This is a genomic window from Phaeospirillum tilakii, from assembly GCF_042683125.1.
Taxonomy (GTDB): domain Bacteria; phylum Pseudomonadota; class Alphaproteobacteria; order Rhodospirillales; family Magnetospirillaceae; genus Phaeospirillum; species Phaeospirillum tilakii.
This window is the reverse complement of sequence record NZ_JBHUIY010000037.1, coordinates 20,142-40,097: the sequence shown is the minus strand read 5'-3', so window position 1 is coordinate 40,097 and position 19,956 is coordinate 20,142. Positions and strand designations below refer to the sequence as shown.

General features: G+C 72.4%; 12 protein-coding genes and 2 pseudogenes. 10 read left to right on the top strand and 4 right to left on the bottom strand.

Annotated elements, in window-relative coordinates:
• Together ACFSNB_RS15215 and lpxC are read left to right on the top strand one after the other, a co-directional pair.
• Positions 1 to 420 (top strand): annotated as a pseudogene (locus ACFSNB_RS15215) (cell division protein FtsZ); the annotation flags it as partial.
• A gap of 252 nt (positions 421 to 672) precedes the next feature.
• Positions 673 to 1,659 (top strand): UDP-3-O-acyl-N-acetylglucosamine deacetylase, encoded by a 987-nt coding sequence (lpxC, locus tag ACFSNB_RS15210; protein WP_465264572.1) that lies wholly within the window; start codon positions 673 to 675, stop codon positions 1,657 to 1,659.
• Positions 1,660 to 1,885: 226 nt separating this feature from the next.
• On the opposite strand, the gene ACFSNB_RS15205 is transcribed toward lpxC, so the two are convergent.
• Positions 1,886 to 3,619, bottom strand: a complete 1,734-nt coding sequence (locus tag ACFSNB_RS15205; RefSeq protein WP_377318075.1) for a lytic transglycosylase domain-containing protein — start codon at positions 3,617 to 3,619, stop codon at positions 1,886 to 1,888.
• A 306-nt stretch (positions 3,620 to 3,925) separates the two neighbouring features.
• Between ACFSNB_RS15205 and ahcY the strand changes: the two genes are divergently transcribed.
• Together ahcY and mutS are read left to right on the top strand one after the other, a co-directional pair.
• Complete coding sequence (gene ahcY / locus ACFSNB_RS15200; protein ID WP_377318073.1) at positions 3,926 to 5,326, top strand: adenosylhomocysteinase; 1,401 nt, start codon at positions 3,926 to 3,928, stop codon at positions 5,324 to 5,326.
• Positions 5,327 to 5,641: 315 nt separating this feature from the next.
• Positions 5,642 to 8,328: pseudogene (mutS, locus tag ACFSNB_RS15195) on the top strand (DNA mismatch repair protein MutS).
• Here mutS and ACFSNB_RS15190 read toward each other — a convergent pair.
• Positions 8,309 to 10,342 (bottom strand): amylo-alpha-1,6-glucosidase, encoded by a 2,034-nt coding sequence (locus ACFSNB_RS15190; RefSeq protein WP_377318071.1) that lies wholly within the window; start codon positions 10,340 to 10,342, stop codon positions 8,309 to 8,311. The pseudogene mutS and the gene ACFSNB_RS15190 sit on opposite strands and share 20 nt — an antisense overlap.
• Positions 10,343 to 10,586: 244 nt before the next feature.
• On the opposite strand from ACFSNB_RS15190, the gene ACFSNB_RS15185 reads away from it, so the two are divergent.
• Together ACFSNB_RS15185 and ACFSNB_RS18905 are read left to right on the top strand one after the other, a co-directional pair.
• Positions 10,587 to 11,336, top strand: a complete 750-nt coding sequence (locus ACFSNB_RS15185; RefSeq protein WP_377318069.1) for a response regulator transcription factor — start codon at positions 10,587 to 10,589, stop codon at positions 11,334 to 11,336.
• Between the two features lie 5 nt (positions 11,337 to 11,341).
• Positions 11,342 to 12,790, top strand: a complete 1,449-nt coding sequence (locus ACFSNB_RS18905) for a sensor histidine kinase (protein WP_465264571.1) — start codon at positions 11,342 to 11,344, stop codon at positions 12,788 to 12,790.
• On the opposite strand, the gene ACFSNB_RS15170 is transcribed toward ACFSNB_RS18905, so the two are convergent.
• Complete coding sequence (locus ACFSNB_RS15170; RefSeq protein WP_465264570.1) at positions 12,691 to 12,963, bottom strand: DUF1192 domain-containing protein; 273 nt, start codon at positions 12,961 to 12,963, stop codon at positions 12,691 to 12,693. The two genes, ACFSNB_RS18905 and ACFSNB_RS15170, sit on opposite strands and share 100 nt — an antisense overlap.
• Between ACFSNB_RS15170 and ACFSNB_RS15165 the strand changes: the two genes are divergently transcribed.
• The 4 genes from ACFSNB_RS15165 (at position 12,962) to ACFSNB_RS15150 (ending at position 18,671) form a co-directional block, all read left to right on the top strand.
• Positions 12,962 to 13,951, top strand: a complete 990-nt coding sequence (locus tag ACFSNB_RS15165) for an NAD(P)H-quinone oxidoreductase (RefSeq protein WP_377318065.1) — start codon at positions 12,962 to 12,964, stop codon at positions 13,949 to 13,951. The genes ACFSNB_RS15170 and ACFSNB_RS15165 overlap by 2 nt on opposite strands.
• Before the next feature lie 205 nt (positions 13,952 to 14,156).
• Positions 14,157 to 14,744 (top strand): DUF1013 domain-containing protein, encoded by a 588-nt coding sequence (locus ACFSNB_RS15160; protein WP_377318063.1) that lies wholly within the window; start codon positions 14,157 to 14,159, stop codon positions 14,742 to 14,744.
• 163 nt (positions 14,745 to 14,907) lie between these two features.
• On the top strand, positions 14,908 to 16,419 hold the full coding sequence (locus tag ACFSNB_RS15155; RefSeq protein WP_377318077.1) for an ArnT family glycosyltransferase: 1,512 nt from the start codon (positions 14,908 to 14,910) through the stop codon (positions 16,417 to 16,419).
• An 83-nt stretch (positions 16,420 to 16,502) separates the two neighbouring features.
• Positions 16,503 to 18,671, top strand: a complete 2,169-nt coding sequence (locus ACFSNB_RS15150; RefSeq protein ID WP_377318061.1) for a glycosyltransferase — start codon at positions 16,503 to 16,505, stop codon at positions 18,669 to 18,671.
• A 69-nt stretch (positions 18,672 to 18,740) separates the two neighbouring features.
• Here the strand turns inward: ACFSNB_RS15150 and ACFSNB_RS15145 are convergent, their stop codons facing one another.
• Entirely contained in the window at positions 18,741 to 19,943 is a 1,203-nt protein-coding gene (locus ACFSNB_RS15145; protein WP_377318059.1) for an O-antigen ligase family protein, read from the bottom strand.
• Positions 19,944 to 19,956: the final 13 nt, after the last annotated feature.

Below are 19,956 nucleotides of genomic sequence, written 5' to 3'. Positions count from 1 at the left end.
GCAACCGCGCCGGCCGCGCCCGCCGCCGCCCGGATGGCGCGCGAGCCCGAGTTCGACCCCCGCCCGGCCGAGCCGGCGCTGCGGCCCGAGCCCGAGCTGCGCGCCGAGCCGAGCCTCGGCCGCCCGCGCTTCCATGACGAGGCCGAGCCCGACATGGGCACGCTGCATCGCGCCGTGTCCGACATCGCCGAGACCAATCTGGCCCATCCCCAGCCGGCCGCCCCGGCGGCGACCGAACCGCGCCGCAGCGGCAGCCTGCTCGACCGCCTCGTCAACCGCAACCGCCACCCCGCCCCGCCGGCCCCGCGCGCGCCGGAAGCCCCGGCGCCGCGGATGGAGGCCCGGCGCGAGCCGACCTCGGCCCCCCGGCCGGGCGAGGATCTCGACATCCCGGCCTTCCTGCGCCGTCAGGCCAACTGACCGGGTCGCCGTTCCGTTCGGACCTGGGGGGAGTCCCCTCCCCCCACCCCTTCGCGCCTGCACCTTCGACGGGCCCGTCTTCGCCCGACGGGCCCTTTTTTTCAATGCGTTGGCAGTGAAACAATCGGCAACAATGATTGATTTGAGCGCTGGATCCCCGGCTGGTAGACCTAACAGGGTCAAAAGCAGATTTCGTCACGCCTCGACCGCTCGGCAAGACGAGGCGTCGGCAAGGAAAATAGGGGAACGCGCGTGAATCAGATCATCAGCGAACAGATTCCCGGCTTCGACACCATCAGCTCCAGCGCGGGTGGCTCGGCCACCCTGCAGCGGACGCTCAAGACTGCGATCGGATGCTGCGGGATCGGCCTTCACTCCGGCGCGCGCGTCACCATGACCCTGCGCCCGGCCGAAGCCAACAGCGGCATCCGCTTCCGCCGCGTCGACATCGCCGGCGGCGGCGCGATCGTCCCGGCCGATTGGGCCAGCGTCGGCGACACCCGCCTCAACACCTGCCTGCGCAATGCCGCCGGCGTCACCATCGGCACGGTCGAGCATCTGCTCGCCGCCCTGGCCGGGATGCGGATCGACAATTGCCTGATCGACATCAACGGCGCCGAGGTGCCGGTGATGGACGGTTCGGCCGCGCCCTTCCTGTTCCTGATCGAATGCGCCGGCGTGGTCGAGCAGCCCGCCCCCCGCCGCGCCCTGCGGATCAAGCGCCGCGTCACCGTGCGCGACGGCGACCGCGTCGCCACCTTGAGCCCGGCTCCCGCCTTCTCGGTTCAGGTCGAGATCGATTTCGCCAGCCAGGCCATCTCGCGCCAGGATTTCTACCTGCCGCTGTCCGAGGGCGGCTTCAAGTCGGAAGTGGCCCGCGCCCGCACCTTCGGCTTCGAGCAGGAAATCGCCGCCCTGCGCGCCCACGGCCTCGCCCGGGGCGGCTCGCTCGACAATGCGGTGGTGATCGACAGCACCGGCACCCGCGTCCTCAACGAGGACGGCCTGCGCTACGGCGACGAATTCGTTCGCCACAAGGTGCTCGACGCGATCGGCGACCTGTACCTCGCCGGCGGCCCGATCCTCGGCGCCTTCCATGGCATCCGCTGCGGCCACGCCATCAACAACCTGCTGCTGCGCCAACTGTTCGCCGATCCGTCGGCCTACGAATGGGTCGAACTGTCCAGCGTGCCGACCGCCCTGCCGACCCAGGACCTGCGCGCGGTGGTCAACGGGTAGCGGATCGCGGGCTCTGCCCGCACCCGCCAAGGGCCGCAAGGCCCTTGGAACCCTTTCCTGCCCTTCGCGCGACAAACCCCCGCGCCCAAGCTGAAAGGCCGTTCCGCGCCCGACAACCAATGGGTTCCAAGGGCCTTGCGGCCCTTGGCGAGGGTGGGCGGAGCCCACATAAAAAAACCCGCGCCGCCGTCAGGCAAGCGCGGGCTTTTTATGGAAAACGAGGATCTCAGCGATCGTTGGCGGACAGACGCAGCGGGGTCGCGGCGGGTTCCTCGCCATAGACCGGCCAGTTGCCGGCGGCGAGGGTTTCGAGCGAGGTCTGCGGCTGGCCCAGCCGGGCCTGATAGATCCAGTAGCTCGACAGCACCTGCTGGACGAACACCCGGGTTTCCCGCGCCGGCAGGCTTTCGACGAACAGCAACGGATCCTCGCCGTGACGGATCCCCTGCAACCAGCGGCCGAGGGTGCCGGGCCCGGCATTGTAGGCCGCCGCCATCATCATCAGGTTGCCGTTGACCGGATCGTCGTCGAGCAGGCGGGCGATGTAACGCTGCCCCAGGCTGAGATTGACCGCCGGATCGGTCAGCCGGACATGGGCGGTCGGGCCGCCGACGGCGCGGGCGGTGGACGGCATCAGCTGCATCAGCCCGGCGGCGCCCGACGGCGCGCGGGCGGCGGGATTGAACGAGGATTCCTGCCGGGCCAGCGCCAGCACCAGGGCGCGGTCGATCCGCCAGCCGCCCTGCGGCACCCATTCCGGCAGCGGGTAGGAGACGGCGTCGCGCTGGCTTCTGTCATCGGCGTCGAGCGCCAGGGTCAGACCGGGCAGCTTGGCGGACTGGGCCAGCGCCGCCAGCGCCTGACCGACCGGCCGGGTCGCGGTCTGGGCCAGCCCGGCCAGTTCGCCCGCCGCCGCGTCGGTCTCGCCGAGCTGGAGCAGGGCCAGCCCGCGCCGCGCCGCCGGGATCCGCAGCAGCAGCGCCGCGTCATCCTCGGTGAAGGGCGACTGGTCCCACGAGAAGCTGACCGGATAGCCGAGCCACGCCCGCGCCAGCAGACCGTAGAAGGTGCGCGGATAGGCGGCGGCGACTTCCATCCAGTGATTGACCGCCTCGGGCCGCCGGCTGAGCAGGTTGGCCCGCCCGGCCCAGAACGCCCCGGCCGCCGTCATCCAGTCCTGGCCGTCGGCGTGGTTGGCGACCTCCTCGAAATGGCGGCGGGCCTGATCGGGCTTGCCCGCCCGCCACAGCGACAGGCCGGCGACCCAATGCGCCGCCGGCAGCCGCTCGCCCGAACGCTCGGCCACCTCGGCCGCCAGCGACGCGGCGCGATCGTCGCGCCCGCCGGCGAAATGGTCGGCGGCGACCATCAGCCGCAGCCGGTCCTGGTCGAGCGGACCGAGGCCCTGCATCTCGCCCGAGGCGAGGATCGCCTCGGCCCGGCCGGTGCCGCCGTCGCGCAGGCTCTGGCGCAGCTTGCTCTTCAGCGCGCGCACGCGGGGCGAGGATTCATCGGTGTCGAACGCGGTCTGTTCCCACATCGCGCCGTCGGCGTCGAGTTCGATCCCGCGCGCCGGGATCCGGTCGAAGCCACGGCCGGCGCGGCCATTGGCCGACCGGCCGGCGGCCGACGGCCGCCGCGCCTGGAGCAGCGCCACCAGCAGATCGTCGCCAACGGCGGCCAGCTCGCGCTCGGCCCCGGCCCAGTCGCCCCGGGCCTGGAGGTCGAGGGCACGGCGATAGATCCCGGCATCGGCCGCGCCGAGCGGCTGCGGCAGCGGCGCCAGCCGGGCCTCGCGGGTGCCGGGGGCGACCGAGGCGGTCCTCGGCCCGTCGGCGGCGGCCAGACGAACGGGAGCGGGGGAGGAAACGGAAAGCGGGCCGGCCTTTTCGCCAGCCAGGGCCGGGGACGTCGCAGCCAGAATCACCAGCATCGCTGCCGGGAGGAGCCTGTCGCGCACGGCTGTTCTCCTCTAGTGGTTATCGACAATACCAATCGCGGTCACCGGTTTTATAAATGACCCTCCCCCCCGGGGGGAAGCAAAAAATGCCCACTGCCCTTAAGGTTATTGGTTTTATCGTTTATTTTCAGGTAGATAGGCAAAACCCTTAACCGGAATGGCCAGGGGCCGCTTCGCCAGGGGGATGGGGGGATCCGGCGGAAAACCCATGCGGACATAAAGATATCTTTATGTAATGTTGTTTTTTGCCCGCCGGGCTGCTACAGAGAGGGCCTGCCATTCCACCCGCTAGATCAGGGGATCCGCATGAGCACCGTCACCGATTACAAGGTTGCCGACATCGGCCTGGCCGACTGGGGCCGCAAGGAACTCGACATCGCCGAGAGCGAGATGCCGGGCCTGATGGCCACCCGCGAGGAATTCGGGCCGTCGCAGCCGCTGAAGGGCGCCCGCATCGCCGGCTCGCTCCACATGACGATCCAGACCGGCGTGCTGATCGAGACCCTGAAGGCGCTGGGCGCCGACGTGCGCTGGGCCTCCTGCAACATCTTCTCGACCCAGGACCATGCCGCCGCCGCCATCGCCGCCGCCGGCACCCCGGTGTTCGCGGTCAAGGGCGAGAGCCTGGAAGAGTATTGGGACTACACCCACCGCATCTTCGAATGGGCCGACGGCGGTTGCCCCAACATGATCCTCGACGATGGCGGCGACGCCACCCTGCTGATCCATCTCGGCATGCGCGCCGAGAAGGACCTGTCGGTGCTGGCCAACCCGACCTGCGAGGAGGAAGAATTCCTGTTCGCGGCGATCAGGAAGAAGCTCGCCGCCGACCCGACCTTCTACTCCCGCAACGGCGCGGCGATCCGGGGCGTCACCGAGGAGACCACCACCGGCGTCCACCGTCTCTATGAGATGGAAAAGAAGGGCACCCTGCTGTGGCCGGCGATCAACGTCAACGATTCGGTCACCAAGTCGAAGTTCGACAACAAGTACGGCTGCCGCGAATCGCTGGTCGACGGCATCCGCCGCGCCACCGACGTGATGCTGGCCGGCAAGGTCGCGGTGGTCGCCGGCTTCGGCGATGTCGGCAAGGGCTCGGCCGAGTCGCTGGCCAGCCAAGGCTGCCGCGTCATCGTCACCGAGATCGACCCGATCTGCGCCCTTCAGGCCTGCATGGAAGGCTATGAGGTGCAGACGATGGAAGAGGCCGCGCCGCGCGGCGACATCTTCGTCACCACCACCGGCAACGTCGATGTCATCACCATCGACCACATGCGGGCGATGAAGGACCGGGCGATCGTCTGCAACATCGGCCACTTCGACAGCGAGATCCAGGTCGCCGCGCTGAAGAACTACGCCTGGACCAACATCAAGCCGCAGGTGGACGAGATCAAGTTCCCCGACGGCAAGCGCATCCTGCTGCTGGCCGAAGGCCGCCTCGTCAATCTCGGCTGCGCCACCGGCCATCCGAGCTTCGTGATGAGCGCCTCCTTCACCAACCAGGTGCTGGCCCAGATCGAGATCTTCACCAACCCCGGCAAGTACGAGCGCAAGGTCTACGTCCTGCCCAAGCAGCTCGACGAAAAGGTCGCGGCGCTCCACCTCGCCAAGCTGGGCGCCACCCTGACCCGGCTCAACCAGAAGCAGGCCGATTACATCGGCGTCGGGGTCCAGGGCCCGTTCAAGCCCGAAACCTACCGCTACTGATCGAAACGGCGGGGCCACCAAGGCCCCGCCTGTTTTCCGTGGGCTCCGCCCACACCCGCCAAGGGCCGAAGGCCCTTGGAACCCTTTCCCTCTCCTTCGCGCGACCAGCGCCCGCGCCCAGGCTGAAAGGCCGGTCCGCGCCCGACCACCAATGGGTTCCAAGGGCCTTTGGCCCTTGGCGGGTGTGGGCGGAGCCCACCTGAGCGTGACAGGGCGGCCCGATCCGGGCTAGGGTGCGGCCCTCCCCTGCCCCTGCGACGAAGACCGACCGTGGCCGCTTCCGATTCCCCCCGTTCCGACGACCCCAGCCCGGGGATGGCCCAATATCTGACGATCAAGGCGGCCCATCCCGACAGCCTGCTGTTTTACCGGATGGGGGACTTCTACGAGCTGTTCTTCGACGACGCCGTCGCCGCCTCGGCCGCGCTCGACATCGCCCTGACCAAGCGCGGCAAGCATCTGGGCGAGGACATCCCGATGTGCGGGGTGCCCTATCGCGCCTACGAGGCCTATCTGGCCCGGCTGGTGCGCCAGGGCTTCAAGGTGGCGATCTGCGAGCAGATGGAGGACCCGGCCGAGGCGCGCAAGCGCGGCGGCAAGTCGGTGGTGGCGCGCGAGGTGGTCCGCGTCGTCACCCCCGGCACCCTGACCGAGGACAGCCTGCTCGACGCCCGCGCCCACAATTACCTCGCGGCGGTGGCCGAGGCCCAGGGCGGGCTGGGGCTGGCCTGGGTCGATGTCTCGACCGGCGATTTCGCCACCCAGGCGGTCGGCGCGGCGGCGCTGGCGGCGGCGCTGGCCCGCATCGCCCCCGGCGAATTGCTGGTGCCCGAACGGCTGCTTGACGGCCCCGAGCGGCGCGAGCTGTGGCGGGAATGGAACACCATCCTCACCCCGCTGCCCAATCCCCGCTTCGAATCCGGCAATGCCCGCCGCCGGCTGGAAGAACTGTACGGTGTCGGCGCCCTCGACGGCTTCGGCGCCTTCTCGCGCGGCGAACTGGCCGCCGCCGGCGCCCTGGTCGAGTATGTCGAGCTGACCCAAAAGGGCCGGCTGCCCCGCCTCGCCCCGCCCCGCCGCCTCGCCGACGGCGCGGTGATGGAGATCGACGCCGCCACCCGCCGCAACCTCGAACTGACCCAGACCTTGGCCGGCGAGCGGCGCGGTTCGCTGCTCGACACCATCGACCGCACCGTCAGCGGCCCCGGCGCCCGCCTGCTGGCGGCGCGGCTGGCGGCGCCGCTGACCGATCCGGCCGCCATCGCCGACCGGCTCGACGCGGTCGAGTTCCTGGTCGAGGACGAAACCCTGCGCCGGCAATGGCGCGACATCCTCAAGAGTGCCCCCGACATCGAACGCGCGCTGTCGCGTCTGTCGCTCGGCCGGGGCGGGCCGCGCGACCTCGCCGCGATCCGCGACGGGCTGGCCACCGTGCCGCGCCTGCGCGGCGCCGCCGGGGGCGGACCGCTGCCGGTGGCGCTGGCCGCCACCCTGCGCGGCCTGGGCGAACACAGCGCCCTGGTCGATCGGCTGACCCGGGCCCTGGCCCCCGAGCCGCCGCTGCTGGCCCGCGACGGCGGCTTCATCGCCGAGGGCTATCACGCCGCCCTCGACGAGACCAAGGCGCTCCGGACCGAGAGCCACGGCCTGCTGATGCAGCTTGAACGCCGCTATGTCGAGGCCACCGGCGTCACCGCGCTGAAGATCCGCCACAACAACATCATCGGCCACCACATCGAGGTGCCGGGCAAGCAGGCCGACAAGCTCGACCAACGCTTCATCCACCGCCAGACCATGGCCCAGAGCGCCCGCTACACCACCGCCGAACTGATCGAGCTGGCGGCGCGGATCACCGGCGCGGCCGAGCGGGCGCTGGCGATCGAGCTGACCCTGTTCGACGATCTGGTCGGCGAGGTAACGGCGCGGGCGGCCGAGATCGCCGCCGCCGCCGCCGCTTTGGCCGAGCTTGACGTCGCCTGCGCCCTGGCCGAACTGGCCGCGCTGCGCCGCTGGAACCGGCCTCAGGTCGAATCCGGCCGCGCCTTCGAGATCAGGGGCGGGCGTCATCCGGTGGTCGAGGCGGCGCTGGAGGCCGACCAGGCCGGCCCGTTCGTCGCCAACGATTGCGACCTGTCGGAGCAGGCCCGGCTGTGGCTGATTACCGGCCCCAACATGGCCGGCAAGAGCACCTTCCTGCGCCAGAACGCCCTGATCGCCCTGTTGGCCCAGGCCGGCTCGTTCGTCCCGGCGGCTTCGGCGCGGATCGGAAGAGCACCTTCCTGCGCCAGAACGCCCTGATCGCCCTGTTGGCCCAGGCCGGCTCGTTCGTCCCGGCGGCTTCGGCGCGGATCGGAGTGGTCGATCGGCTGTTCTCGCGCGTCGGGGCCGCCGACGATCTGGCGCGCGGCCGTTCGACCTTCATGGTCGAGATGGTCGAGACGGCGATGATCCTCAATCAGGCCGGGCCCGGCGCCCTGGTGATCCTCGACGAGATCGGCCGCGGCACCGCCACCTTCGACGGTCTGTCGATCGCCTGGGCGGTGGTCGAGCATCTGCACGAGGTCAATCGCTGCCGCGCCTTGTTCGCCACCCATTACCATGAGCTGACCCGGCTGACCGCCACCCTGCCGGCGCTGGCCTGCCACATGATGCGGGTCAAGGAATGGAAGAACGAGGTGGTGTTCCTGCACGAGGTCGGGGCGGGGGCGGCCGATCGCTCCTATGGCATCCATGTCGCCCGCCTCGCCGGGCTGCCCGCCGCCGCCGTCGCCCGCGCCGAGGCGGTGCTCGAATTGCTCGAAAGCTCCGATCAGGCGGCCGGGCTCAAGACCCTGGCCGACGATCTGCCGCTGTTCGCCGCCCGGCCGGCGCGGAGCCCCGCCGTCGTCGCCGCGCCGGAGAAGTCGGCGGTCGAGGAAAGGCTGCGCGGGCTCGATCCCGACGCCCTCACCCCACGTGCGGCGCTTGATCTGCTTTATGAGCTTAAGGGGATGGTGAGGTAAGAGGCGGGCTCTGCCCGCACCCGCCAAGGGCCGGGGGCCCTTGGATCCCATTCCCTGTTCTTGTCCAGGCGCGCAGCGTCTCGGCCACGCTCCAGGCCTGGGCCGGGCAGCCCCGGGGCAGATGCGGCGCGGCGCCGTCGAACACCTCGGCCAGGGTGCCGACGCAGCCCTCGGCCAGGGTGCCGGGCAAGGCGCCGAGCAGGTGGCGGGCGCCAGCACGGTCGTCGGGATGCACCCGCAGCCAGGCATCGACCAGCGGACCCACCAGCCACGGCCACACCGTGCCGCGATGATAGGCGGTATCGCGGCAATGCAGGTCGCCGAGATAGGACGGGTAATAATCGGGGGATTCGGGGGCGAGTGAGCGCACCCCCACCGGGGTCCACAGCCGCGTCACCACCGCGTCCAGCACCGGTCGCCAATAACACGGGGCGAGGACGGGGTGAGGGAGGGACAGGGCCAGGAGTTGGTTGGGGCGGCAGGCCGGATCGTCGCCGTCCTCGCCCTCCAGCAAATCGAACAGGAAGCCGGTCGCCGGGTTCCAGAAGCGGCGGTTGAACGAGTCCCGCACCCGGGCCGCCTCCACCCCGACGGACTCGGCCCCGGCAGCGTCGCCGGCCTCGGCCAGCCAGCCCGTCATCAGGCACAGCGCGTTATGCCACAGCGCGTTGATCTCGACCGGCTTGCCCCGGCGCGGCGTCGCCGAATCCATCCAGGTCAGCATATGGCCGGGTTCGGGATCGCGGCCGCACAGCAGGCCGTCGGCCGGATCGACGCCGATGCCGAAGCCGGGAATGCCGGCTTGGTGGGCGGCCAGGATCCGTTGCAGCACCGGCAGCAGGCGCGGCAACAGGGTACGGTCGCCGCCCCGGGCCAGGGTGCGGTCGAGGGCGTGGAAGAACCACAGGCTGGCATCGAGGGCGCGATAGACCCCGGCGCTGCCGCCGTCGGGGATGTTGTTGGGGATCAGCCCGTCGCGTTCGTAGGCGGCGAAGGTCAGCAGGATCGACCCGGCCAGCTCCGGGCGGCCGGTGACCAGGGTCAGCCCCTCCAGCGCGATCATCGTGTCGCGGCCCCAATCGTTGAACCAGGGATAGCCGGCGATCACGCTGACCAGGGTTTCTCCGCTCGCCCGCACCCGGGCGTCGAGATCGTCGCGGCCGCGCGGGGCGAACAGGAAACCATCCGCCGCCAGCACCAATTGCCGCCCGACCGGATCGCGCGCCGCCGGGTCGGCCCGGGCGATCAGCCGCTCACGCCGGCCGCGCTCGGCCGTTTCGGCCTCGGTCGCGGTCTGGGCCAGCGCCATCGCCCAGGATTCGGCCGAGGCGGTCAATTCGGCCCCGTCGGCATCCAGCGTCAGCAGCAGCAGGCCGGGGCTCCATAGCGGGCCGAACCGGCTGTAATCGCGCGCCGCCTCGACTTGATAGAACGCTTTGTCGATCCGGCCGCCATCGAGCGCCAGTTCGACCCCGGCCGCCCGCGCCCGCAGCCGCAGCGGCGGGAAGGCGCCCTGGGTGATCTCGATCCGCCCCTCCGGCCGCAGCGTCAGCGCCGGCGGCTCCAGCGGCCGGTCGGCCGGGCCGTCATTGCCGCGCATATGCAGCCACGGCCGCAGCGCGAGCCGCAGCCTGGCCCCGCCCCGGTCGAGCCGGCGCCAGGCGATCAGGGTGGTGTTCTGCCGCCACGGCATCACCAGCCGCCGTTCCAGTTCGATCCCGTCGCGGGCGAAGCGCCACACCGGCAAACCCAGCTCGAACCGCACCTCGACCAGGGCCTGATCGAGGGCGAAGGCCGCGCCGCCGTCGGGATGAACCGTCTCGTCGAGCCGGTCGAGCAGGATGGTGCGGCCCGAGCCCGGCAGCGCCGCCACCAGCAGCCCGTCATGGCGCCGCGCCGCCCCGCCGCCGAGCCGGCCCGAGGCATAGCCGCCCAGCCCGTTGGTCACCATCCATTCCCGCCCGCCGGCCCCGGCCGGGCCGGGCAGCGACAGACGCAGGTCGAGCCGTTCCATCCGATCCTCCTTCGCCGCCGGGCCGGAACCGCCAGCGTGACTCCGCCGCCGCGCCCTGTCCAGACCGGCCCGACCGGCCGCGCCCGCCGCCACGACATCCTTGGATAGAACCTTTGGCACATGACCACCCGCCAACCGGCGTAACGGAACGTTGGGCCGCTCAATTGGGGCTCGTCACTCGGCCAACGGGATTGCTATGCTGTTCACCCGACTTGCAGAAAGCGGGAAAAAGGGAAGGAGAACGATGGCCCGGATCGCGGTTGTCGAGGACGAGGCCCATCTGCGGGGGGATCTGGTCGAGTATCTGGGAGCCTGCGGCCACGAGGTCGAGGGCTGCGCCGACGCGCGCGAACTGGATACCCTGCTGACCCGGCGCGGCGTCGATATCCTGATTCTCGACATCAACCTGCCCGGCGAAGGCGGCTTCTCGATCGCCAGCCGGCTGCGGGCCCAGTCGGAGGTCGGCATCATCATGCTGACCGCGCGCGGCCTCAACGTCGACCGGGTGGTCGGGCTCGAGGTCGGGGCCGACGTCTATCTGGTCAAGCCGGTCGAACTGCGCGAGCTGGAGGCCCAGGTGCGCAGCCTCGCCCGCCGGCTGCGGCTGGCCCCGCCGCCACCTGCCGCCGCCGCCACGCCGTCGGCCGATCCGCCCGCCGCCTTGGCCCCCGCCCCCGCGCTGCCGCGCTGGACCTTCGACCAGCTGGCCTGGACCCTGACCGCCCCCGACGGCCGCGCCGTCAAGCTGACCGGCAACGAACGGGTGTTCGTCACCCTGCTGGTGGCCCAGCCGGGCGAGCCGGTGTCGCGCGACGCGATCTTCCGCGCGCTCGGCAAGCGCGGCTGGGACCCGGCCGACCGCTCGGTCGATTCGATGGTCCGCCGCCTGCGCGCCAAGGGGGTGGAGCTGCTGGGCCAGCCGCTGCCGATCGAATCCGTCCACGGCATCGGCTATGCCTTCGCCGGGCCGATCGCCCCGGCCGAGCCCCGGTAGGAGCGATGGGCACCGCCCCGCGCCGCCTGCGGCTGGCCGCCCGCGCCGCGCCCGCCGCCCCGCCCGCCCCCGCCACCCCGCCCTGGCCGGTGCTGGTGGTGGATGACGACCCCCAGGTTCTCGCCATGACCCGGCTGCTGCTGCGCGACATGGAGTTCGAGGGGCGCGGCTTCGACTGCCTTGCCGCCGCCTCGGCCGCCGAGGCCCGCGCGGTGCTGGAAAGCCGCCCCGACATTCCGGTGATGCTGCTCGACGTGGTGATGGAAACCCCCGATGCCGGCCTGCAACTGGTGCATTGGGTCCGCCAGCAGCGCGGCAACGACCGCATCCGCATCATCCTGCGCACCGGCCAGCCCGGCGACGCCCCCGAGCGCGAGGTGGTGGTCGGCTACGACATCAACGATTACAAGAGCAAGACCGAGCTGACCGCGCAGAAGCTGTTCACCGCGCTGGTCGGCGCGCTGCGCGCCTGGCGCGACCTCAGCACCATCGCCCGCCTCAACACCGAACTGGCCGCGCTCAACCTCGGCCTCGAACAGCGGGTGGCCGAACGCACCCGCGACCTCGAGGACGCGGTCGATGCGCTGGGCCGGGCCAAGCAGCAGGTCGAAGCCGCGCTGACCGCCGAAAGCGAGGCCAAGCGCCAGTTGCGCCAGTTCCTGTCGATGATGTCGCACGAATTCCGCACCCCGCTGGCGGTGATCGATTCCGCCGCGCAATTGCTGCGGATGCATGCCGACCGCGCCGGTTTCGACGGCGGCGACCGGCTCGACACCATCCGGGGCGGGGTGCAGCGCCTGCTCGACCTGATCGACACCTGCCTCGCCGACGAACAGCTCGAATCCGGCCGGATCGTCCTGCATGAACAGGCGGTGCCGCTGGCGCCGCTGATCGAGACCGCGCTGGAACAGCGCCGCCTGATCGCCCCCGACCATTGCTACCGGGTCGAGGCCCCGGCCGGGCTGGCGGCCTGGGCCGACCCCAACCTGCTCGCCCTGGTGATCAACAACCTGATCGGCAACGCGGTCAAATATTCCCCCCCCCGGCAGCGAGATCGCGGTGATCGCCGCCGACCGGGGCGCCGAACTCGCCCTGACCGTCGCCGACCAGGGCATCGGCATCCCCGAAACCGACCTGCCGTCGATCTTCGAACGCTTCCGCCGCGCCGCCAATGCCGGCGCCGTGGCCGGATCCGGCCTCGGGCTGCACATGGTGCGCCAGATCGTCACCATGCATCGCGGCGCGATCGAGGTCGCCAGCCGCCCCGGCGAGGGAACCCGGGTCACCGTCACCCTGCCCGCCATCGCCGCCGCCCGCGCGGATTAGGCGCCGCCGAAGCGGGCGCCCGCCCGCCTCAGCGGCGGAACAGCGCCTCCGCCCCGGCGCGGACCGCCTGTTTGGCCCCGATCGCGGCGCGAGCGCGGGCGATTTCGCCCTCAAGCTGGCCGATGTAGCGTTCAAGCTCGGCGACCGACAGCGGATCGAGCGGCCGCGGGGTGAATCCGGCGGCGGGCGCGGGCGGCGGGGCGAGATCGTCGGCATCCATCGGGGGCATCCTCTCTTGCCAGGATCGCCCGAGCGTACCAGAGTGACGCCCGCCGCAACAGACCAGGGAGCCGCCGACCATGACCCCCGCCACCATGACCTGCATCGAGATCGCCCGTCCCGGCGGCCCCGAGGTGCTGACCCCGGCCACCCGCCCGGTGCCGCGCCCCGGCCGGGGCGAAGTGCTGATCAAGGTCGCCGCCGCCGGCATCAACCGCCCCGATCTGTTGCAGCGCCAGGGGGTCTATCCGCCGCCGCCCGACGCCTCCGACCTGCCCGGGCTGGAAGTGGCCGGCACCGTCGTCGCGCTGGGCGAGGGGGTCGCCGCCCCCACCCTCGGCGCCGAGATCTGCGCCCTGGTCGCCGGTGGCGGCTATGCCGAATATGTCGCCGTCGATGCCCGGCTGTGCCTGCCGCTCCCGCGCGGCTACGATTTCGTCCGCGCCGCCGCCCTGCCCGAAACCCTGTTCACCGTCTGGCACAACGTGGTCGAACGCGGCCGGCTGGCGGCAGGGGAAAGCCTGCTGGTCCATGGCGGGGCCGGCGGCATCGGCACCACCGCGATCCAGCTGGCCGTCGCGCGCGGGGCCCGGGTGTTCGCCACCGCCGGCGGCCCCGACAAGGCCAAGGTCTGCGCCGGCCTCGGCGCCCACGCCATCGATTACCGCGCCGAGGATTTCGTCGCAGTGATCAAGGAGGCCACCGGCGGCCGGGGGGTGGACGTGATCCTCGACATGGTCGGCGGTCCCTATGTCGCCCGCAACATCAAGGCGCTGGCGGTCGAGGGCCGGCTGGTGTCGATCGCCTTCCTCCAGGGCTCGGCGGTCGAGCTCAACCTGATGCCGGTGATGCTGAAGCGGCTGACCCTGACCGGCTCGACGCTCCGGCCGCAAGCGACCGACCGCAAGGCGGCGATGGCGGCGGCGCTGGCGGCCGAGGTCTGGCCGCTGATCGACCAGGGCCGGATCGCGCCTTTGGTCCATGCCACCTTCCCGTTGGTTGAGGCCGAGGCGGCCCATCGCCTGATGGAGGCCAACACCCACGTCGGAAAGATCGTGCTGACGGTTTGACCCCGGCCGAGAACACCCATATAAATAGGGCGATTTCCACGGATCGTCGCCGGCCAGCGGCGAGGGCAGAGCCCAGGCGGCCGCTGGCCGCGCGATCCCTGCGGGACCGTTCCCGTCCGCTCCGGCGGGTGGACGGGAGGTCACCCGCCGAGGCCGACGCCGCGTTCGTTGGCCGAACGGGACCAGACGACATTCAGGAGGATTCATGGCCCTGCCGCTGATGCCCAAGGCGACCGCCGTTTGGCTGGTCGAAAACACCGCCCTCACCTTCGAACAGATCGCGGATTTCTGCGGGCTGCACGCGCTGGAGGTTCAGGCGATCGCCGACGGCGAAGTCGCGACCGGCATCGTCGGGCTCGACCCGGTCGCCAACGGCCAGGTCAGCCGCGGCGAGATCGAACGCTGCGAGGCCGATCCCGACGCCCGGCTCAAGCTGACCATCACCGACATTCCCCAGCCGCGCGCCAAGCCGAAGGGCGCCCGCTATACCCCGGTGTCGAAGCGCCAGGACCGCCCCGACGCGATCGCCTGGATCCTCAAGCATCACCCGGAACTGTCCGACGCCACCATTTCCAAGCTGATCGGCACCACCAAGCAGACCATCCAGGCGGTGCGCGACAAGACCCACTGGAACGCCACCAACATCAAGCCGCGCAACCCGGTCACCCTCGGCATGTGTACCGAGCTTGATCTCGAAAAGGCGGTGGCGCTGTCTGGCCGCGCCCGCCCGGTGATCCCCGCCGCGCCGATCGCCGCCGACCTGCCCGCCGCCCCGCTCGGCGACGAGGGCTGACCCACCGGCGGGGCGAACGCCCCGCTCCCCCCGCCTGGAGGCTGACGCCTCCAGACCTCCACCTCTGCCAGAACGTCGAAAGGGGGCCGGGGCAGCCGCCCCGGCGGCCGTCGCCATCCCCCCCGTCCCGCCGGGCCGGATCCGCAAGGGGGTGTTCGTGACGATGCAAGCCGAGATCCCCGGCCGGAACGGCGGGCCGGACCTGTCGGCGCGGCGGGGGCTGGTCGCCCTGCTGCTGGTCACCGCCGCGCTGCGGCTGGCGGTGGCGGCCCTCGCCCCGCTCAGCGGCGACGAAGCCCATTACTGGCTGTGGTCGCGCGACCTGCAATGGTCCTATTTCGACCATCCCGGCATGGTCGCCTATCTGATCCGCGCCGCCACCACCCTGTTCGGCCTGTCGGAACTGGCGCTGCGGCTGCCGGCGATCCTGGGCGCCGGACTGGTCACCCTGCTGGTCTACGACACCGCCCGCCGCGCCTTCGCCTCGGACCGGGTCGGGCTGATGGCGGCGCTGTGGGTCAACGCCACCCTGCTGTTCGCCGCCGCCGGGGTGATCATCACCCCCGACGTGCCGCTGCAATTGTGCTGGAGCCTGTGTCTGTGGGCGCTGGTGCGGCTGGTCCAGCACGGCCGCGCCCGCGACCTGCTGCTGGCCGGGCTGGCGGTCGGGCTCGGCTTCGCCAGCAAATACACCATGGTGCTGGCCGGCCCCGGCCTGCTCGCCGCCTTCCTGCTGTTTCCCGCCCTGCGGGTCTGGTGGCGCCGGCCGGCCCTCATCGGCGCGGTGGCGTTGGCGCTGGCCGCCGCCAGCCCGGTGGTGCTGTGGAACCTCGCCCACGACAACGCCTCGTTCCGCAAGCAATCCGCCCACGCCTTCGAGGCCGGCGGGGTCGATCCGCTCGCCTCGCTCGCCGGTTTCCTCGGCGGCGAGGCCGGAGTGGTGACCCCGCTGATCTTCGTCTTCTGCCTGTGGGGCGGCGGCTGGGCGCTGTGGCGCGGCTGGCGGGCCCGCCGGGCCGACTGGTTCCTGCTCGGCGCCCTGTCGCTGCCGGTGCTGCTGTTCTTCGCCCAGCACAGCCTGGGCGGCAAGGTCCAGTTGCACTGGCCGGGGATGGCCTATCTGCCGGCGATCATCGCGGCGGTCGGGTTCTGGAGCCTGAAGCCCCGCGCCGGCTGGGGAGCGGGGCTGTTCCGGCTGGCGCCGGGGCTGGGCGGCGGGTTGGTCGCCCTCGCCTATCTTCATCTCGCCACCGGGCTGCTGCCGCTGCCGGCGCGGGTCGATCCGCTTGGCCGGTTGCAGGGGTGGAAACCGCTGTTCGCGGCGGTCGAGGCCCAGCACCGCGCCCATCCCGACGCCTTCCTGTTCGTCGAGAAGCATGACATGGCCGGGCTGCTGAGCTTCCATCTGCCCGACCATCCGGTGGTGTTCCTCGGCAAGGTCGCGCTGCACAATGCGCCCTGGGCCTATGGCGACGACATGATCCCGTCCCTGGCCGGCCGGGACGCGATCTTCGTGTTCCGCGACGGCTCGGGCAGTCTTGAGTATTCGGCGCGGTTCTTCGAGTCGACAGGCCCGCTCGCCGCCGTCGAGCGGGTCCGGCGCGGCAGGGCGCCGGAACGCTTCGTCCTGACGCTGGCGCGGGGGTACCGGGGCGGGTTGCTCGGCGAGGACTAGGGAAAGGGGCAAGCCGGCCAAGGGGCGCGCCCCTTGGCAATCCCGCGGAGGGCCGGAGGCCCTCCACCCAAGGGGGGGACGCGATGCGGATTTTGTTGGTGGCGCGCTCGCTCGGCCAGGGCGGGGCCGAGCGGCAATTGGTGACCCTGGCCGGCGAACTGGCCCGGCGCGGCCATGACGTCGCGGTCGCCCTGCTCTATCCCGGCGGCCCGTTCGCGGCGGCGCTGACCTCGGCCGGGATCCCGCTCCACCCGCTCGACAAAAGCGGGCGGTGGGATCTGGCCGGGCCGCTGCGCCGGCTGCGCGCCCTGGTCCGGGCCTGGCGGCCGGAGATCCTGCACGGCTATCTGCCGGTGGCCAACCTGCTGGTGGCGCTGGCCGGCCGGGCGGTTCCCGGCTGCCGGGTGGTGTTCGGCATCCGCGCCTCGGACATGGACCTGTCGCGCTACGATCCGGCCAACCGGCTGCTTTACCGGGCGGAAGCGATGGTGGCCGGGCGCGCCGATCTGGTGATCGCCAATGCCGCCGCCGGGCTGGAGGCGCTGTGGCGGCGCGGCGCCCCGGCCGGGCGCGGGGTGGTGATCGCCAACGGCATCGACACCGGCCGCTTCCGCCCCGACCCGGCGGCGCGGGCGGAAGAGCGCGCGCGGCTGGGGATCGACGACGCCACCTGTCTGGTCGGGATGATCGCCCGCCACGATCCGATGAAGGATCACGCCACCTTCCTCGCCGCCGCCGCCGCCAGCGGCCCCGGCTTCGCCTTCGTCCTCGCCGGCAGCGGCACCGCCGACGAGGGCGCCCCGCCGCCGCCGGACGGCATCGTCCTGCACCGGCTGGGGCCGGTGGCCGGGGTCGAGCGGCTGATGGCCGCGCTCGATGTCGGGGCGCTGCCGTCGCGCTTCGGCGAGGGCTTCCCCAACGCCCTGGCCGAGATGATGGCCTGCGGCGTGCCCTGCGTCGCCACCCCGGTCGGCGAATCGGCGGCGATCCTCGGCGACACCGGCCGGATCGTGCCGGCGGGCGACCCCGCCGCCCTGGCCGAGGCGTGGCGGGCGCTGGCCCCCCCGCGCGATCCCGCCCTCGCCCGCCGCTGCCGCGCCCGGATCGAGGAAAATTATGCGGTGGCCCTCCTGGGCGCGCGCACCGAGGCGGTGCTGGCCGCCCTGGCCCGGCCGCTGATCGTCCATGTCATCACCGGGCTGGGCACCGGCGGCGCGGAAGGGATGCTGGCCCGGCTGGTGCGGCGCTCGCAGGCCTTCCGCCATGTGGTGGTGTCGCTGACCGGCCCCGGCACGATCGGCCCGGCGCTGCGGCGCGACGGCATCGAGGTGATCGCCCTCGGCCTGCCGCCCGGCCCGCGCGCCCTGGCCGGCCTGCCGGGTCTGGCCCGGCTGCTGCGGCGGCTGCGGCCGGCGCTGGTGCAGACCTGGCTGTACCATGCCGACCTGCTCGGCACCCTCGCCGCCGGGCTGGCCGGCGGGCTGCCGGTGGCGTGGAGCCTGCGCTGCTCGGACATGGACCGGGCCCGCTACGGCCGGCTGGTCGGGCTGCTGGCCCGGCTGTCGCCGCTGCCCCGGCTGGTGATCGCCAACGCCGAGGCCGGCCGGGTCTGGCACCGCGCCCAGGGCTATCGCCCCCGCGCCTGGGCGGTGATCGCCAACGGGATCGACACCGACCGCTTCCGCCCTGACCCCGCCGCCCGGACCCGCTGGCGCGCGGCGCTGGGAGTCCCCCCGGAAACGGTGCTGGTCGGGATGGTCGCCCGGGTCGATCCGATGAAGGATCATGCCGGCTTCCTCGCCGCCGCCACCGCCGCCGCCACCCTCCGGCCGGAGATCGCGCTGGTGCTGGCCGGAACCGGCACCGAGACCCTGCCGGGACCGGCGGCGCACCGGCTGGGCGCGGTCACCGACGTCGCCGGCCTGTATGCCGCGCTCGACATCGTGGTGCTGGCCTCGCGCTTCGGCGAAGGGTTCCCCAACGTCGTCGCCGAGGCGATGGCCTGCGGCCGGGCGGTGATCGCCAGCGCCAGCGGCGACGCCGCCGCCATCCTCGGCCCGGCCGGCGTCACGGTGCCACCGGGCGACGACGCGGCGCTGGAACAGGCGATCCTGTCCCTGGCCGCCGCCCCCGACCGCCGCGCCGCGCTGGGCACCGCCGCCCGGCACCGGGTGGAAGAGCATTACGGCCTCGACCGCGCGGTGACGGCGTTCGAGACGGCGTGGCGGGAAACCCTCGGGCGAGAGCCATGAGACCAATCAACGGGTTCGCAGGGCCCGTGGCCCTGGGCGGAGAGCGCCGAGAGGCGGCGCCTCTCGGCTTTACGCCGCGTCCGCCCGAGGATCGCGGGCGGTGGCGGCGAAGGCCAGGGCGGTCAGCCACCAGCAGCTCTGCCACCAGCCCTGCCACAGACCGAAGCTGAGACAGCCGACCACCACCGCCCCGCCCAGCGCGGCGGCGCCCGACGCGGCCCCGGCGCCGAGCCGGGTGGCGACCAGCCCCAGCGCCGCCGCCAGCAGCAGGGCGCCGGGCAGGCCGAGTTCGAGCCAGACCTGAAGCGCGCCGTTGTGGGGATGCAGCGGCAGACGCTGGTAATGGTGAACGGTGCCGGCCACCGTCACCAGGGACTCCGCCTCGCCGCCGGGCAGGGCGCGCGACGCCTCCATCCCCCAGCCGCGCAGCGGATGCTCGGCCCAGCGATCGAGGGCGAAGTGCCAGATCACCACCCGGTGGCGGGCGGAATTGAACAGATCGCCCCGCTCCAGCGCCGTCTCGGACGGCAGCAGCGGCCCGATCAGCGGCATCGCCAACACCCCCGCGACCAGCCCGGCCGCCAGCAGCGCCCGGCCACGCCGCCCCGCCACCGTCACCAGCAGCGCGGCGCCGCCGGCCCCGGCCAGGGCCAGGATCGAGGCATATTTGCCCTCGCCGATCACCGCCGCCCCGGCCAGCAGCAGCAGCGGCAGCGCGGCGCGGCGCCACACCCGCGCCGCCACCGCCAGCGCCGGCCACAGCAGCAGCAACACCACCACCGCGCCGCGCGATTCGAGCGCCTGGGGGTTGTCGGGACCGAGGCCACCGTGCCGCCACGCCATCAGGGCACGGATCAGCAGGTAATCGGAGGCGACCTCGACCAGCAGCACCGCCGCCGCCAGCGCCACCCCGGCGACCAGCGCCCGGCCGAGGCGGTGGCGTTCCGGCTCGCCCAGCCGCCGCGCCGCGCCCAGCCCGCCCGCCCCGAGCAGGGCCAGGGCGAGACAGGCCAGCACCGAGCGCAGCGCCGGGGCCGGCTCCGCCACGGTCCAGAGGCAGGACAGCGCCGCCCAGCCGGCGGCGGCCGCCGCCAGCCCGACCGGCAGCGCCGCCCCCGGCCAGGACAGCGCCGGCCAGGACAGCGCCGGACGCTGCCACAGCATCAGGCTCAGCGCGAACAGCACGAACAGCGGCGCCACCGCGAGGCCGGCGAAGATCGCCACGGTCGGGGTGGCGAACAGCAGCAGGACGGCCAGCCACGATGCCGGCACGGACAGCCGCGAT